Annotated in this window: 17 protein-coding genes and 1 riboswitch; of the genes, 14 read left to right on the top strand and 3 right to left on the bottom strand. The window is 32.2% G+C overall.

Annotation, left to right across the window (positions count from 1 at the left end; all coding sequences use genetic code 11):
• Window positions 1–12: 12 nt before the first annotated feature.
• Window positions 13–255 carry a hypothetical protein gene (locus tag AK212_RS04625; RefSeq protein WP_053029460.1) on the top strand — a complete coding sequence of 81 codons (243 nt, stop codon included), beginning with the start codon at window positions 13–15 and terminating at the stop codon, window positions 253–255.
• 140 nt (window positions 256–395) lie between these two features.
• On the opposite strand, the gene AK212_RS04620 is transcribed toward AK212_RS04625, so the two are convergent.
• Window positions 396–1304 carry an aldo/keto reductase gene (locus AK212_RS04620; RefSeq protein ID WP_053029459.1) on the bottom strand — a complete coding sequence of 303 codons (909 nt, stop codon included), beginning with the start codon at window positions 1302–1304 and terminating at the stop codon, window positions 396–398.
• 81 nt (window positions 1305–1385) lie between these two features.
• Here AK212_RS04620 and AK212_RS04615 point away from each other — a divergent pair, with 81 nt between their 5' ends.
• The 3 genes from AK212_RS04615 to xerD all read left to right on the top strand — a co-directional run bounded on the left by AK212_RS04615 (window position 1386) and on the right by xerD (window position 3464).
• Window positions 1386–1928 carry an NUDIX domain-containing protein gene (locus AK212_RS04615; RefSeq protein ID WP_053029458.1) on the top strand — a complete coding sequence of 181 codons (543 nt, stop codon included), beginning with the start codon at window positions 1386–1388 and terminating at the stop codon, window positions 1926–1928.
• A 104-nt stretch (window positions 1929–2032) separates the two neighbouring features.
• Window positions 2033–2479: a ferric iron uptake transcriptional regulator gene (fur, locus tag AK212_RS04610; protein ID WP_053029457.1), complete on the top strand. Its 447-nt coding sequence runs from the start codon at window positions 2033–2035 to the stop codon at window positions 2477–2479.
• 97 nt (window positions 2480–2576) lie between these two features.
• Window positions 2577–3464, top strand: a complete 888-nt coding sequence (xerD, locus tag AK212_RS04605; RefSeq protein ID WP_053029456.1) for a site-specific tyrosine recombinase XerD — start codon at window positions 2577–2579, stop codon at window positions 3462–3464.
• A gap of 342 nt (window positions 3465–3806) precedes the next feature.
• On the opposite strand, the gene AK212_RS04600 is transcribed toward xerD, so the two are convergent.
• A complete protein-coding gene (locus AK212_RS04600) occupies window positions 3807–4325 on the bottom strand; it encodes a DUF309 domain-containing protein (protein ID WP_053029455.1) in 519 nt (172 codons plus the stop codon).
• 93 nt (window positions 4326–4418) lie between these two features.
• On the opposite strand from AK212_RS04600, the gene AK212_RS04595 reads away from it, so the two are divergent.
• From AK212_RS04595 to AK212_RS04570, 6 genes are all read left to right on the top strand, one after another.
• On the top strand, window positions 4419–5150 hold the full coding sequence (locus AK212_RS04595; protein WP_053029454.1) for a segregation and condensation protein A: 732 nt from the start codon (window positions 4419–4421) through the stop codon (window positions 5148–5150).
• The gene (scpB, locus tag AK212_RS04590) at window positions 5143–5682 is read left to right on the top strand and encodes an SMC-Scp complex subunit ScpB (RefSeq protein WP_053029453.1); all 540 of its coding nucleotides are present in this window, start codon (window positions 5143–5145) and stop codon (window positions 5680–5682) included. Before AK212_RS04595 ends, scpB begins: the two co-directional genes overlap by 8 nt.
• Window positions 5679–6416 carry a pseudouridine synthase gene (locus AK212_RS04585; protein ID WP_053029452.1) on the top strand — a complete coding sequence of 246 codons (738 nt, stop codon included), beginning with the start codon at window positions 5679–5681 and terminating at the stop codon, window positions 6414–6416. The genes scpB and AK212_RS04585 overlap by 4 nt, the downstream gene beginning before the upstream one ends.
• Window positions 6417–6567: 151 nt before the next feature.
• Window positions 6568–7293, top strand: coding sequence for a response regulator (locus AK212_RS04580; RefSeq protein WP_053029451.1), 726 nt, complete (start codon window positions 6568–6570; stop codon window positions 7291–7293).
• Window positions 7274–9031 (top strand): ATP-binding protein, encoded by a 1758-nt coding sequence (locus AK212_RS04575; RefSeq protein ID WP_053029450.1) that lies wholly within the window; start codon window positions 7274–7276, stop codon window positions 9029–9031. Before AK212_RS04580 ends, AK212_RS04575 begins: the two co-directional genes overlap by 20 nt.
• A gap of 248 nt (window positions 9032–9279) precedes the next feature.
• A riboswitch (FMN riboswitch) is annotated at window positions 9280–9407 on the top strand.
• A gap of 63 nt (window positions 9408–9470) precedes the next feature.
• The gene (locus AK212_RS04570) at window positions 9471–10022 is read left to right on the top strand and encodes an ECF transporter S component (RefSeq protein ID WP_053029449.1); all 552 of its coding nucleotides are present in this window, start codon (window positions 9471–9473) and stop codon (window positions 10020–10022) included.
• A 69-nt stretch (window positions 10023–10091) separates the two neighbouring features.
• Here the strand turns inward: AK212_RS04570 and AK212_RS04565 are convergent, their stop codons facing one another.
• Window positions 10092–10340 carry a ferredoxin gene (locus tag AK212_RS04565; RefSeq protein ID WP_002449743.1) on the bottom strand — a complete coding sequence of 83 codons (249 nt, stop codon included), beginning with the start codon at window positions 10338–10340 and terminating at the stop codon, window positions 10092–10094.
• A gap of 109 nt (window positions 10341–10449) precedes the next feature.
• On the opposite strand from AK212_RS04565, the gene AK212_RS04560 reads away from it, so the two are divergent.
• The 4 genes from AK212_RS04560 (at window position 10450) to ypdA (ending at window position 15750) form a co-directional block, all read left to right on the top strand.
• Window positions 10450–11403, top strand: a complete 954-nt coding sequence (locus tag AK212_RS04560) for a YpbB family protein (RefSeq protein ID WP_053029448.1) — start codon at window positions 10450–10452, stop codon at window positions 11401–11403.
• Window positions 11396–12775 (top strand): RecQ family ATP-dependent DNA helicase, encoded by a 1380-nt coding sequence (locus AK212_RS04555; RefSeq protein WP_053029447.1) that lies wholly within the window; start codon window positions 11396–11398, stop codon window positions 12773–12775. The genes AK212_RS04560 and AK212_RS04555 overlap by 8 nt, the downstream gene beginning before the upstream one ends.
• A gap of 144 nt (window positions 12776–12919) precedes the next feature.
• A complete protein-coding gene (gene ebpS, locus AK212_RS04550; protein WP_156304841.1) occupies window positions 12920–14482 on the top strand; it encodes an elastin-binding protein EbpS in 1563 nt (520 codons plus the stop codon).
• 281 nt (window positions 14483–14763) lie between these two features.
• On the top strand, window positions 14764–15750 hold the full coding sequence (gene ypdA, locus AK212_RS04545) for a bacillithiol disulfide reductase YpdA (protein WP_053029446.1): 987 nt from the start codon (window positions 14764–14766) through the stop codon (window positions 15748–15750).
• Window positions 15751–16005: the final 255 nt, after the last annotated feature.

The following is a 16005-nucleotide window of genomic DNA, read 5'->3' as shown; positions in this document are numbered from 1 at the left end:
CGGAGTGATTGTATGTTATGTTGTGTGAACCATAACGTTAAACAATGTATTGAGAATATGAATGCATTACCACCACATTCCATTTTTACAATTGTAGATTTAATAGGGGAGAATAATTATGACTTACTAAATGCTGACGAACAATCATTCATAGATTTCAAATTTCATGAATTAATTTTGAGAGGTGAGATCATGAATGTGACGATCAAAGACGAAAATCACAATGGTCATTACACTTACTATAAGCAGTATTAAAGTTAGATTTGAGTTGTAATAAAAAGGCGGGAGTGGGTCAAAATTCTTTTATAAATTCTTAGTCCCATCCCGCACTGTGGTTTAGCAAAACAGTATTTATACATCATTTATGTCTCAAAAGCTTCTGTATTATAACAACATTATTTTAAATGCTGTGTGTATTCTAAGTTTTTCACTCTGTCACGAGCTGCTTTTACTTGATCTAGGCTTACATGTTTATTGTAATTATTAACATTTTCTTCTAATTGTTGTGGTGAGCTAGCACCAACGATGATTGCACCAAGTGCATCGTGAGATTTTAAATATTCAAATGATAAAGCACTAAGATTACTTTCTATTTCTTTAACTGAAGCAATCGTTTCGCCTAAATCATGATGTGTATAATCAAATATGCCCTCACTGAATTTATGATCTAGGGCATCAATACTATTAGAAGTTAATAGCCCTTTAAACACAGGGCCACGTGCTAATACTTTAACACCATTGGCATGTATGTCATTTAATAATTGTTCTGGTCGATTATCAATTAAATTGAATTGAGACATAATTGTCTCGATTTCACTATGTTTTAAATAATAATCGATAACATTAGGACGGATTGAAGAAATACCATAGGCTTTAATAATACCTTCTTGTTTTAACTCATTAAATGCACTGATTGTTTCATCTAATGGATCATCTATCGTTCCACCATGTAATTGATATAAATCGATATGGTCCAATCCTAATCGTTGTAAAGAACCTTTAACACTTTCCTTAATATATTGTTTAGATGGATCCCATGTAGTCCCGCCATCTTCAGTAGGACGATTTCCTACCTTCGTTCCAATTATAATATCATCCCGATTTTGATATTTTTTTAAAGCTTTGCCTACAATTTCTTCGTTAATGCCTCTGTCATAAATATCTGCAGTATCAAAATACGTAATACCACTTTCAATTGCTTTTTCAATGATAGGTTCAGCCTTGGCAAAATCTGTGCCTAGACTCATACATCCTAATCCTAATTCTGAAATTTCGATGCCACTCTTTAAAATATTCTTTTGCATGTCCAATCTCCTTTCGATACACTTTAAGTAACGCATTCATCTTACCAATTTATATACTGAATTAAAAGGGACGTGAATTTTTTGGAATTTAATGAGAAAACTTTCGATAGAACTGTTATTTACAATGGTAAAATTATTGATTTAGAAATACATGATGTAGAATTGCCTGATGGGAATACATCTAGAAGAGAATTAGTTTATCATAACGGTGCGGTAGCAGTTTGTGCAATAACGCCAAATGATGAGGTATTACTTGTTAAACAATTTCGTAAACCAGTTGAAAAAGCATTATTAGAAATTCCAGCTGGAAAATTAGAACAAGATGAAATACGTGAAGAAGCTGCTAAACGCGAATTAGAAGAAGAGACAGGTTATGTTGCAAATAACTTAGAATTTGTTACTGACATGTATGGTTGCCCTGGGTTCACCAATGAGAAACTTACGATTTATTTCAGCAGTAACCTAAGTGAAGGTCAACTCAATTTAGATGAAGATGAGTTTGTAGAATTGCATAAAGTGCCTATTTCAGAAATAAAAGCATTACTTGATAATCATGAAATCGAGGATGCTAAAACAATCATTGGGTTGCAGCATATATTATTAAATTATAATCATTCTAATTAAGTACTGTAAATAGCTTGCATTTAATTGAAAATATTGGTAATTTAGTAATTGAAATGTTTTCAATTTAAAATGATTATAATTATTAATAGAGGAGTGTCGCTCCCATGGAAGAACGATTAAATCGCGTAAAACAACAATTACAACAATCTTCATATAAATTAACACCACAAAGAGAAGCTACTGTCCGTGTTCTAATTGAAAATGAAAAAGACCATCTTAGTGCTGAAGATGTATATTTGAAAGTAAAAGACAAAGCACCTGAAATAGGTTTAGCTACTGTCTATAGAACGTTAGAACTTCTAGCCGAAATAAAAGTCGTCGATAAAATTAATTTTGGTGATGGTGTTGCTCGTTTCGATTTAAGAAAAGAGGGCGCTAAACATTTCCATCACCATTTAGTGTGCATGGAATGTGGTAAAGTAGATGAAATCCATGAAGATTTACTACCACAAGTTGAAGAAAGAGTCGAAACAGAATATAACTTCAAAATTTTAGATCACAGATTAACGTTTCACGGTGTTTGTGATGAATGCCAAGCAAAAGGAAAATAAACAAATAATAGGCTAGGACAATTTCAAATGATTGTCTTAGTCTTTCTTAATATCACATCATAGTTTAATGTGAGTCTATTCAAATAGAGGTGTTGTAATGGAAACAATTATTGAAGAATATTTAAAATTTATACAAATCGAAAAAGGCTTAAGCGAAAATACGATAGGTGCCTATCGCCGAGACTTAAAAAAATATCAAATATATATGCAAGAAAACAAAATTGCGCATATTGATTTTATTGATAGACAAACGATTCAAGAATGTCTAGGTCATTTAATAGATCAGGGGGCTTCTGCTAAATCTATTGCGCGATTTATTTCAACGATTCGCAGTTTCCATCAATTTGCGCTACGTGAGAAATATGCAGCGAAAGATCCTACAGTTCTTATTGAAACGCCTAAGTACGAGAAGAAACTTCCAGATGTATTAGATGTTGAAGAAGTGATTCAGTTACTTGAAACACCAGATTTAAATAAAAATAATGGATACCGTGACCGTACAATTCTCGAATTATTATATGCGACTGGAATGCGTGTGACTGAATTAATACAAATCGAGATAGACGATGTTAATTTAATTATGGGGTTTGTAAAAGTGTTTGGTAAAGGGAACAAAGAACGTATCATCCCATTAGGCGATACTGTAATCGAATATCTAGACTCATATATCAATTCTGTTAGACCTCAATTACTTAAAAAAACAGTCACTAACGTGCTTTTTTTAAATATGCATGGACGACCATTGACACGTCAGGGTATTTGGAAACTAATTAAACAGTATGGTTTAAAGGCAAATATCAATAAAACATTGACACCTCATACGTTAAGACACTCATTTGCAACACACCTATTGGAGAATGGTGCAGATTTACGTGCAGTTCAAGAAATGTTAGGTCATTCTGATATTTCGACTACACAATTATATACACATGTTTCTAAAACTCAGATTAGACAGATGTATAATCAATTCCACCCAAGAGCTTAAAAGAATTAAGTATTTATGGTTATGATTAATATTAGATAGAGGATTACTCAAAAGGAGATTGGTTTATATTAAGGAATGAGGAGAGGGGCGTAGAGACTGACTATTTCTGTATCCCCAGCTTGCTTTGATTGTAGAATTTCTTTTTGAAATTCTCTTTGCTAGGGGCTCTACCTTAAATGACGACTAGAACTAAAAGCAACTTAACTTAAGTGTATTCATCAATCAGTCAACTATTGGGAAAATCCCAAATAGTATTACTTTATTATTTTTGACTCAGACTTTAATAGAATACGCTTTATTTCTACAGTAAAGCGAGTTATTTAGTGGCAGTTTGAATTTTAACTAATCATCCATCCAACTCCTCATCCTCTTTTTATACATCAATGCTTGTTGTCTGGCATTGATCACATCGCTTCTATCTCTAAGTTTGTGATAATTAACAATATAATTATCTTCAGTAGAAAGAAATGTAAATGAATAATCTGGATACCTATCTATTATTTGTTTTTCAAAGGTTGAATTGATAGGCAAATATACCGGTTTGAATGGTTTCAAGTCATCTATAGCTTTAATCTCATTCACAATTAATGTTTGAAATGCGTGTTCACTAAGATTTAGCACAGTTTTATCATATGCGCCATTAAAAGTATTTAATGACTTCTCAAAAGTTATCCGCGCACCTTTGGTATTTCCTCTTCTATAATGATACATGGCAGTAGAAAATAAAATTAGGCTTACAATGCCATCCTTTTTAGAAAACTGACTATTTGCTTTCCATGCATCCTCTAAAATATCATGACATAAGAAATAATGTTGCTGTTTATGAAAATAATAATAAAAATCGATTAAGGCTTTTTCCAATCCGACTCATCCTTAATTTAATGTTTGTAATATTCATGCTATAATACTTTAGTAAATTATGCACGATTTAGATTCAGTATAAGGACGATTAACATGTATGAAGTAAAATTAGATGCCTTCAATGGCCCCTTAGATTTATTACTACACCTAATTCAAAAATATGAAATTGATATTTATGATATACCTATGAAATCATTAACAGAACAATATATGCAATATGTTCACGCTATGAAACAATTAGAAATCAATATAGCGAGTGAATATTTAGTTATGGCATCTGAGTTATTAATGATAAAAAGCAAATTATTGCTACCGCAACATGATGTTGATGAATATTTAGAGGAAGATCCACGAGAAGATTTAGTAGGTCGACTTATTGAATATCAAAATTATAAAGAATATACAGAATTATTAGCCGAAAAGAAAGAAGAACGCGAGCACTATTTCACTAAGCACCCAACTGATTTATCCCATCTTGAAAAAGACGTCACATGGGATCAAAGTCAAACATTAGATTTAACTGATTTAATTGTTGCTTATCAACGTGTTAAAAATAGACTAGCACTTAATACACCTAAGACTGTTGACATCGTTAAAGAAAGCTTTACGATTCAACAAGCAACTGAAAAAGTAACGACACAATTAAAACATCATACATCGTTTAACTTCTTTAGTTTGTTTACTTTTAGTGAACCATTAGAACAAGTGGTTACTCACTTCTTAGCAATATTAGAAATGTCTAAATCTGGACAAATCAATATTGAACAAGTTAAAAATTTTGATGATATACGTATCGTTAGAGGAGTGAATTTTAATCTTGGATAAACATGGAATCATAGAGGCATTGCTATATACAGCGGGAGATGAGGGTCTTGAAGAAAAGCAAATTTTAGAGATTCTAGATATTAATCAAGCAAAATTAGCTGAATTAGTGTCATCGTATACTTCAAGTGGTTTAATGATTCAAAAATTTGGTTCAACTTATATCTTAACTTCAAAGAAAGAAGCATCACCTTATATTGAACAACTCATTGAACAAAAATCAAATATGAAGTTATCACAGGCAGCAATGGAAACATTATCGATTATTGCATATAATCAACCATTAACGCGGAGTGATATCGAATTAATTAGAGGCATTAATTCCGATGGTGCAGTTAGAACTTTAATTGCCCGTGGTTTAATTGAAGCAAAAGATGTTGAAAATTCTCGTAGTCATGCTTTACAAACAACAGATTTATTTTTAAATGTATTCGGAATAGAAAAAATTGAAGATTTACCAACGACTGAAGAAGATGAAGAAGAGATGGAAGATTTCTTTAGTAATTTAGTAAATCAAAAAGGAGATACGAAATGAGCAAAGAATTAGAAAGGCTTCAAAAACGCATTGCTAATAGTGGGTATACGTCACGCAGAAAAGCTGAAACTTTAATTTCAGAAGGAAAAGTAAAAGTCAACGGTGAAACTGTGACTGAACTAGGTACTAAAGTTAAAAGTTCTGATACTGTTGAAGTAGAAGGCATTAAAATAGAACAAGAAGACAAAATGTATATATTATTCTACAAACCAACGCAAGTGATCACAAGTGTGTCTGATGATAGAGGACGTACAGTAGTCACAGACTATTTTAAAGATTTAGAGACTAGAATTTATCCAGTTGGCAGATTGGATTATGATACTTCAGGCCTATTACTACTAACAAATGATGGTGAATTTACGAATTTAATGACACACCCTAGATACCACATTCAGAAAAAGTATGTTGCTAAATTAAAAGGATATCTCATGCGAGAGGAAGTCAAAGCTTTAGAAAAAGGAATCGAACTGGAAGATGGGTTTACGCAACCAGCACAAGTGAAAGTAAAAAAACAAGATAAAGATAAAAACACTACACTTGTAGAAATTACTATAAGTGAAGGTAGAAATCGTCAAGTTCGTCGTATGTTTGAACACTTTGGTCACCAAGTTGATAAATTAACAAGAATTGAGTTCGGTAACTTAAATCTTAAAGGTTTAAATGCAGGTGAAGGTAGAGTCCTAACACCACATGAAGTTAAAGTATTAAGACACATGGCAGAAAATGGAAAATAAATAAATAATATTTTACAATAGTAAGAGAATTTAATTTAACTTAATTTCTCTTGCTATTTTTTTCACAAAGTTAACTTTAAAGTAAAGCTTTCAATCATGCTATATGCTATAATATTGAGTGTATTCAGCATGTGTAGGAGGTATAAACAAAATGACAAACGAAATTTTAATTGTAGACGATGAGGATAGAATTAGAAGATTACTTAAACTCTACCTAGAGAGAGAATCGTTTACGATTCATGAAGCAAGTGATGGTAAAGAAGCCTATGATCTTGCAATGGAGAATGACTATGCGTGCATACTTTTAGACTTGATGCTACCAGAGATGGATGGAATTGAAGTGGCATCTAAATTACGTGAACATAAAGACACACCTATTATTATGCTTACTGCTAAAGGTGAAGAAACAAATAGGGTTGAGGGGTTTGAATCAGGCGCTGATGACTATATCGTTAAACCATTCTCTCCAAGAGAAGTTGTATTAAGAGTTAAAGCATTATTGCGTAGAACGCAATCTTCTAAACCTGAACAAAGTGAACCTCACGCAAGAGATGTTATAGAATTTAATCATTTAATCATTGATAATGATGCGCATCGCGTTTTAGCTGATAATCAACAAGTGAATTTAACGCCTAAAGAATATGAGTTACTTATTTATTTAGCTAAGACACCTAATAAAGTTTTTGATCGTGAACAACTATTAAAAGAAGTATGGCATTATGAGTTTTACGGAGACTTAAGAACGGTAGACACTCATGTAAAACGCCTTCGTGAGAAACTTAATCGTGTATCTGAAGATGCTGCACATATGATTCAAACTGTATGGGGTGTTGGTTACAAATTCGAGGTAAAGTCTAATGACGAACCGACTAAATAGTGTGGTAATAAAACTGTGGTTAACTATACTTTTCATAGTAACGACAGTTTTAATTTTATTAAGTGCAGCTTTAATTACATTTATACAGTATTATTACACTCAACAAACTGAAAATGCTATAAGGGAAGACGCGTCTAGAATTAGTCACTTAGTTGAACAAGCTGATAATAAGACGTTAGCCATTCAACATAGCCAACAATTAATTGATGGCTCAGGTGGCGTGATTATTATGGCAAATAAATCTTCAAGTCTTAATCATTCTAATAGTGAAACTAAAAATAAAATGCTTGAAGCAATACACAATAATGCCAAATTCCAACAAGTCTTTTCAAAGGGTAAATCTACTACCCAAAATATAACCATTAGTAATAATGGTAACTCGCACTCTTATATTCTATTGGGCTATCCAATGAAAGCACAAGACAATGCAAACTCAAAGTATAGTGCTGTATTTATATATCAAGATTTAAAATCTATTGAAGATACGAATAATGCAATTACAATTATCATACTAATTACTGCGATTATCTTTATTGCTATTTCAACTGTATTTGCTTTCTTTTTATCAAATAGAATTACGAAACCTTTGAGACAACTTAGAACGCAAGCATTAAATATATCTAAAGGGGACTATTCTAAACAGACAAGCGTCTCAACTAAAGATGAAATAGGTGAATTATCACATACTTTCAATCATATGAGTTCTGAAATACAAGAGAATATTGAAGCACTTTCAACTCAAAAAAATATTAGAGATAGTCTAATCAATTCTATGATAGAAGGTGTACTAGGCCTAAATGACAAAAGAGAAGTTATTCTTTCAAATAAAATGGCTGATGATATTACTAAATCACTTAGTGCACCTGTATATAAAGATATTGAAAAGCAAATCGAAAAAACATTTGTTTCAAAGAATACAGAATTCCAAGAATACGAAATTAATAACAAATATTATGTCATTATCATGAGTTATATCGAGCGAATCCAACAAGATGGCCGTAGTGGTCTAGTAGTCATTATTAGAGATATGACCAACGAACATAATCTTGATCAAATGAAAAAAGACTTCATTGCTAACGTTTCACATGAATTAAGAACTCCTATTTCTTTACTACAAGGGTATACAGAGTCCATTGTAGATGGCATTGTAACAGAGCCCGATGAAATTCGAGACTCTTTATCTATCGTGCTTGATGAAACAAAACGTTTAAATCGTCTAGTCAATGAATTATTGAATGTAGCGCGTATGGATGCAGAAGGTTTAACTGTTAATAAAGAGAAACAACCCATTAAACCTTTATTAACTAAAATGCAAATGAAGTATAAACAACAGGCACAAGATTTAGAGTTAGACATGTCACTCGCGCCAGAAATGACTGATGAATTGTGGGATTATGATGCCGATCGTATTGATCAAGTACTTACAAATCTGATTGATAATGCCACACGTTATACTCAACCAGGTGATTCAATTACAATCACTTCATCATCTGTTGACACATATCAGACACTGTACATTAGCGATACCGGAAGTGGTATATCTCCGGAACATCTTGAACTTGTTTTTGATAGATTTTATAAAGTCGAAGCATCAAGAACGAGAGGGAAACAAGGTACTGGTTTAGGATTATTTATTTGCAAAATGATTATCGAAGAACATGGTGGTTCTATTCAAGTAGAAAGCGAAGTAAACAAAGGTACAACATTTATCATTAAATTACCTAAACCTAAGTGCTAATATGATTACAATCTTACGCCTTATCTATCAAGCGCTTTAATTTAAGTTACATTAGAAACTCGTACATCACGAGGTTTTACTTAACGTACTAGCTTTTATTCTAAAAAATGAAATTGCTAGACCAAGAGTGGGTCAGAATTCATGTTGAATCTGATTTCACTCTTTTTTTATCTAATCAGTTTAAGCACCATTATTGCGCAATGTGATCACTTAAGGTAATATAAAAATTAAATTAATATATAGTTATAATTCATCTTCGGGGTAGGGTGTAAGTCCCAACCGGCAGTAATTCAAGCCTGCGACCCGCTTCTTATGAAGTGGCTGATTCAGTGAAAGTCTGAAGCCGACAGTATAGTCTGGATGGGAGAAGATGGAGATTTTTTGTTGTGCAAAATTATCTCCTATTCTAAGTAAGATGAATGGAAGGAGATAATTCAATATGCAACAAAACAAACGTCTTATCACGATAAGTATGTTAAGTGCGATAGCGTTCATTTTAACATTTATCAAATTTCCGCTACCATTTTTACCGCCATACTTAACATTAGACTTTAGTGATGTACCAACATTATTAGCAACATTCCTTTTGGGTCCCGTTGCTGGTATTATCGTAGCACTCATAAAAAATATACTTAACTTTTTATTTAACATGGGCGATCCAGTGGGCCCAGTTGCTAACTTTTTAGCAGGTGTAAGTTTCTTATTATCCGCTTACTATGTTACAAAACGTCAAAGAAAACATGCACATACGCCACGTACTTTAGTTATAGGACTCGCAATCGGTACTATAGTTATGACGATTGTGTTAAGTGTATTAAACTACTTTGTGTTGCTTCCATTATATGGGATGATTTTTAATTTAGGAGATGTATTTAATAATTTAAAAATTGTCATTTTATCTGGTGTTATACCTTTTAATATTATTAAAGGTGTTGTGATTTCAATTATATTTGTACTATTATACAATCGATTAAAACGCGTTTTATCATAAAAAATCTCCTATTGTTGGATTAAGTACTCAGCAATAGGAGATTTAACATTTATTTGATTGTGCCATAAACTATTCAAATTTAAGGGCATCACCATCAAATGGTTCTTCTTCAATTTTAATTGAATCAGTTGGACAACCTTCAAGCGCATCTTCCATATCTTCATATAATTCTTCTGGTACTTCTGCAGTACCTTGATTATCATCAAGGATTACGAAAGCAATACCTTCGTCGTCATAATCGTAAATGTCTGGCGCCGCAGCACCACATGCGCCACAAGCAATACATGTATCCATATCAACGATTGTATACTTTGCCAAATTCTTCGCCTCCTTTGATAAAAATGCTACACTAGTATAACAAATGTTAACTAACACTTCGATTAATTTATTTACTATTTTATTAGTTACATAAAGTGAGGAATCATTAATGCATTCTATTATTACCTATGCATCAAATCATTCATTCGAATATAAAACCAATAAAAGTATCTATAATATTTTAATTGGGAAAAAATCACATCAAACTTTTTTTGATGCATGTTCCCAACAACTTTTATCATTATATCACAGTTTACCTAAATTAAAATATCCGTCTTTTGAGCGATTTTTGAATAGTAATGATGACCAAGATATCACCATTACTATTCATCCAAGGTTTACATACGATAGTATCATTCAAACATTTAGTTGTATTCAATTACTTATACAAACGATGACGCATTACAAAAATAATCATTTAGACTTTATACCTATTACGCAACAAGTCACAGTTCAAAATAAAGTAAAGCAATTATATTCAACTATCATCGAGAGTGACTTAATTAATGATTTAGAAAATGAAATTGAGCAACTTTTTCATATCATTAATGAAACGTGCAATGGCAACTGTTTGATTCATTATTATCTACAAGGATATGAAGAACCAATGTATACGCGTCAACAAGTTTCTCTCATTGAAGACATACCAGTAACCGAATTATTTGTCCATGAATTGAATAATTTAGTTCAAATGATGTTTGCATTAGAGCATAAAGAACAATTTCCAATATTATCTCAAACCATTATTTTACCCACATTACTAAATAAAACTACAATTACATATCATCAATTACTCAAAGGACTTTCAATGAATGAAGCTGCAGTGACTCAAAATGTTAAAATCAATACGATTGAAGACCATGTACTTGAATTATTTATTAAAGGTTATTTTACAGCGTATCAACAATATGTAAGTACGACAGATTATAATTCGTTCATAGAATTTTATCACCAGAATAGAGGACATCGATTAAAAATATATAAAGAGCAATTCAATCAATTGTCTTATTTTCAAATCAAATTATTAATTATTGGAATTGAAAGAGGTGAGTTAAGTGCTTGAAGATAAATTAAAAGAATGGTTCGGTTTCTCCTCATTTAATCCGGGTCAGAAAGAAATTATTGAAAGCGTATTGAGTGATAAAGATACGTTAGGAATTCTTCCAACAGGTAGTGGCAAAAGTTTATGTTATCAAATGCCAACTTATATAAAAGAAAAGCCAACTCTCATCATTTCACCTTTAATCTCTCTTATGGATGACCAAGTCATGCAATTGAAATCTCAAGGAGAGAAATTAGTTGCTTCTATTCACTCAGGTATGGATGAAAATGAAAAAAGGCAAAATATAAATTTACTACAAAAAAGTCGATTTGTGTTTTTAAGTCCAGAATTTATGTTACAATCTCAAAATTTCAAATTAATTAAGAACATAGATTTCGGTTTAATAGTACTCGATGAGGCACATTGTCTATCAGAATGGGGATATGATTTTCGACCACACTATGCAATTATTGGAGAAATTACATCTTATTACAAGAATGCAACCATATTAGCCCTAACGGCGACAGCGCCACCTCATCTCGAAAAAGATTTAAATCTTATTTTATCTAAGGAATTAACTGTTATTAAGACTTCTATGAATCGACAAAATATTGCTTTTTCACATCTCAATTTTGATGATGATGATAGTAAAATCCAGTGGTTATTAAACTTTTTAGAACAATCTGGACCTACAATCATTTATGTTTCATCCAAAAAAGTATGCTTAGAATTAGCGACCATGATCTATCACCATGGTTATTTAACTGGTATATACCACGGTGATCTATCTTATCAAGAACGCCATACCGTTCAAAATCAATTTATGGAAAACTTTATACCCGTTATTGTGGCCACAAGCGCTTTCGGTATGGGGGTCAATAAAAAAGATATTAGAACAGTGATTCACTTTCATTTATCGACAAGTCCATCAAACTATTTACAAGAAATAGGTAGAGCAGGTAGAGATAATTTACCAAGCCAAGCGATAAGCCTATATCAACCTGATGATAGCTTCATTTTGGAAACATTACTTTTTAGTGATGCGATTACAACTGAAGATATCGACGCTTATGATATTGGCGCATTTCTACCACCACAAAAGGAAGAAATTCTATCCATTTTAAGCCAAAGGTATTCATCCAAAGTGCTTAAATCAATTTTCAACAACGCTTTAATACGTAAAAAATTAGGTTATCAAAGGATGATTGGATATACATCTTTAGATCAATGTAGACGCCGCTATTTATTAGAATTTTTTGGCGATACACCACTTCAACCTAAACAATGCTGTGACATTGATTCGGATTTAGAATCCATTCACGTTACAAACCGAAAAAAAGTTAAAAGAAAATTAAATTATAGCGAAAAGTTAAAATATTTATTTAAAGTATAGTTGCTTTTCTTTACTAAAATTATTTTAAGAGGATATAATTAAAATACTTAAAGTTTTTTCAAGAAATATCGTGATACTATACATATTTCACACTTTGTGGGGTATATGGTATGTGATATTAAAATATTTAATTAAGAGAGGATGATGACCGTGTCTAAAAATAATTTTAGAGATGATTTCGAAAAAAATCGTCAGTCTATCAATTCTGATGACCAATTCGAAGAAAACACAAATGAGTTTGATGATAACTTAAATCATTCAGATGAATTTGAGAATCAATCAGATCAACAATTCCCACCTAGAAATGCACAAAGACGTCAAAGAAGACGTAATCAAGCTACAAATAAAAACAGAAAATTCGATAATCAAACTTCTGATTCAAATGCTACTGGTTCACTTGATGATCGACACGATGAAGACTCTTTAAATGAGTTACAACACAACCAAAAAGAGAATCAATTAGATAAAGCATCAATACATAAGGATGATGAACACTCACCCGATAGAGACTTTAATAATCAATCGTCTCGAGAAAATCATCGTCATGAAGCATCAAGCAGAAAGCATGATAAAGACTATGATAATGAAAGTTTAAATGATGATGATCGTCACCGTCGTGATCAACAAGAGCATATCGATGCAAATAAACATGATAAGTCAAAACATGGTAAAGATGCTGCACTTGCTGGTGGTGCTGGTGTCGCTGGTGCTGCTGGTGCCAAAGCTGCTAAGGATAAACGAAATAAAGACACAAATCATCGTTCAAATCATAATGAACATAAAGATGACGATCATTTAAATCATGATCATAAGCGTGATCGCAATAAAAAACATAACAATGAAAAGCAACTAGATGACAATCAAGAACATCTTTCTAAAGATGAATCAAAAAAAGGTAATAAAGGGAAAAAAGCTGCAGTCGGTGCTGGTGCTGCAGGTGCCGCTGGTGCTACTGGTGTAGCAGCCGCAAAACATAAAAAAGATAATAAAGACCATCACAATCATAAAGATAATCATACGAATGAAGAGCACGATGATAAAAAATATCAAGAGGATAATGATGGATTCCAAGCTCACAATGGTAAAAAGAAACGTGGTTTAGCAGGTCTTTTACTTCCATTAATTGCGTTATTACTAATTCTAGCAGCACTTGCTATCTTTATTGGTATGTATTTAAACAATGATAAAAAAGATAGCGACCAAGCTGATAATAACAAAACTGAACAAACTGCAAACAAAGATAATGACAAAGATAGCAAAGACAAAGCTAGCGACGACAGTGACAAGAATAAAGATAATGCCACTAAAGATGATGACTCAAGTGACAAAGCTACAACTGATAATGAATCATCAAGTAATTCAAGCGATGATAATAGTAGTACTTCTGACAACAATGATTCATCAAACGCATCTGACAACAGTTCATCATCAGATAGCGATGCTTATAATTCAAATAGCAACAGTGATAATGCTAATTCACAAGCCACTCAGAACAGTGGTAACCAAAATAATAGTAATAACAATCAATCAAATAATACTAATTCAGGACAACAAACGCATGTCGTATCAGGTAACGAGAACCTATATCGCATCGCGATTCAATACTACGGAGAAGGTACTGTTGAAAATGTTAACAAACTGAAACAAGCGAACGGCTTATCTAGTAATAACATTTCAAATGGCCAAAGATTAGTAATTCCACAATAAGTACATTAAAAAAAGACCATAGGATAAAAATTAGAAAATAATGCTACGTTATTCATTCATCGTAGCTGACTAAAATTGAAAGGGCGCTTAAATTAAGCAGATTTCTCATTTAGTTAACCTTGCAGGGGTAGGACAATGGATTCAAAAAGAATTCAGTCCTATCCCTGTTTTCTTTATAAAACTTATAATCTCATTAAATTGTAAATAATATAGGTGCGATTCTATTTAGAAATCATGTTACAACTGCTATAATTAATGGGTGATTAAAGGAGGCCAATGACATGCAAAGCATAGAAAGTATTATAATCGGCGGAGGCCCATGCGGTTTAAGTGCTGCTATCGAACAAAAAAGAAAGGGTATTGAAACATTAGTCATCGAAAAAGGGAATGTTGTAGATGCTATATATAAATATCCAACACACCAAACATTCTTCTCATCTAGTGATAAATTGAGTATTGGCGATATACCATTTATCGTTGAAGAAAGTAAACCTCGACGTAATCAAGCGTTAGTTTATTATAGAGAAGTTGTTAAACATCACCAATTAAATGTTCATGCATTTGAAGAAGTGTTAACTGTAAAAAAGATTGATAATAAATTCACTATAACAACTACCAAAGATGTATATGAATGTAAATTCTTAACTGTTGCAACTGGATATTATGGTCAACATAATACATTAGAGGTTAAAGGTGCAGAACTTCCTAAAGTACAACATTACTTCAAAGAAGCACATCCTTATTTCAATTTAAATGTAACTGTAATTGGTGGTAAAAACTCTGCAGTCGACGCAGCATTAGAATTAGAAAAAGCTGGCGCAAATGTAACTGTATTATATAGAGGCGATCGTTATTCATCTGCTATTAAACCATGGATTTTACCTAACTTTGAATCATTAGTTAATCATGAAAAAATCAAAATGGAATTTAATGCTAATGTAACTGAAATTACTGAAAATAGTGTGGTTTATGAAAAAGAAGGTAAATTGATTGAAATACCTAATGATCATGTATTCGCGATGATAGGATACCATCCTGATTATGACTTTTTAGAATCAATTGGAATAGAAATCAATACAAATGAATTCGGTACTGCACCCGTTCATAATAAAGAAACGTTTGAGACAAATGTAGAGAATTGTTATATTGCTGGCGTCATTGCTGCTGGTAATGATAATAATGCAATCTTCATTGAAAACGGTAAATATCATGGAGGCATTATTACCCAAAGCATTTTAAGTAAAAAGCAAACACCTCTCGAAAGTTAAGGTGTAATCATAAAATGCTAAACGCAACGAGATAAATATTTCAAAGCTACAATGTACTTTCATAGTAGCTAAATAGAAGAGTCTGGAACAAAAATAATCTAATGAAGCTATTTTGCAAATTCGCAGTAGCTGACTGAACTGAGAAGGCGCTTTAATCAAGCTTTTCTCAGTTTTAGTCATCCTTGCGGGCGGGGCCCCAGCAAAGAGAATTTCACTAAGAAATTCTACAAGCAAAGCAAGTTGGGAGTCGGGGCC

This window comes from Staphylococcus borealis, assembly GCF_001224225.1.
GTDB classification, from domain to species: domain Bacteria; phylum Bacillota; class Bacilli; order Staphylococcales; family Staphylococcaceae; genus Staphylococcus; species Staphylococcus borealis.
Note: the sequence above shows the minus strand (reverse complement) of the source record. Positions and strands in the feature narration are given on the sequence as shown.

Bases quoted from the DNA above. Each gene is read 5' to 3' on its own strand.
- xerD (WP_053029456.1), top strand. From the start codon at position 2,577: ATGGAAACAATTATTGAAGAATATTTAAAATTTATACAAATCGAAAAA.
- AK212_RS04595 (WP_053029454.1), top strand. From the start codon at position 4,419: ATGTATGAAGTAAAATTAGATGCCTTCAATGGCCCCTTAGATTTATTA.
- ebpS (WP_156304841.1), top strand. From the start codon at position 12,920: ATGACCGTGTCTAAAAATAATTTTAGAGATGATTTCGAAAAAAATCGT.
- AK212_RS04585 (WP_053029452.1), top strand. From the start codon at position 5,679: ATGAGCAAAGAATTAGAAAGGCTTCAAAAACGCATTGCTAATAGTGGG.
- AK212_RS04575 (WP_053029450.1), top strand. From the start codon at position 7,274: ATGACGAACCGACTAAATAGTGTGGTAATAAAACTGTGGTTAACTATA.
- ypdA (WP_053029446.1), top strand. From the start codon at position 14,764: ATGCAAAGCATAGAAAGTATTATAATCGGCGGAGGCCCATGCGGTTTA.
- AK212_RS04560 (WP_053029448.1), top strand. From the start codon at position 10,450: ATGCATTCTATTATTACCTATGCATCAAATCATTCATTCGAATATAAA.
- AK212_RS04580 (WP_053029451.1), top strand. From the start codon at position 6,568: ATGACAAACGAAATTTTAATTGTAGACGATGAGGATAGAATTAGAAGA.
- AK212_RS04625 (WP_053029460.1), top strand. From the start codon at position 13: ATGTTATGTTGTGTGAACCATAACGTTAAACAATGTATTGAGAATATG.
- fur (WP_053029457.1), top strand. From the start codon at position 2,033: ATGGAAGAACGATTAAATCGCGTAAAACAACAATTACAACAATCTTCA.
- AK212_RS04620 (WP_053029459.1), bottom strand. From the start codon at position 1,304: ATGCAAAAGAATATTTTAAAGAGTGGCATCGAAATTTCAGAATTAGGA.
- AK212_RS04570 (WP_053029449.1), top strand. From the start codon at position 9,471: ATGCAACAAAACAAACGTCTTATCACGATAAGTATGTTAAGTGCGATA.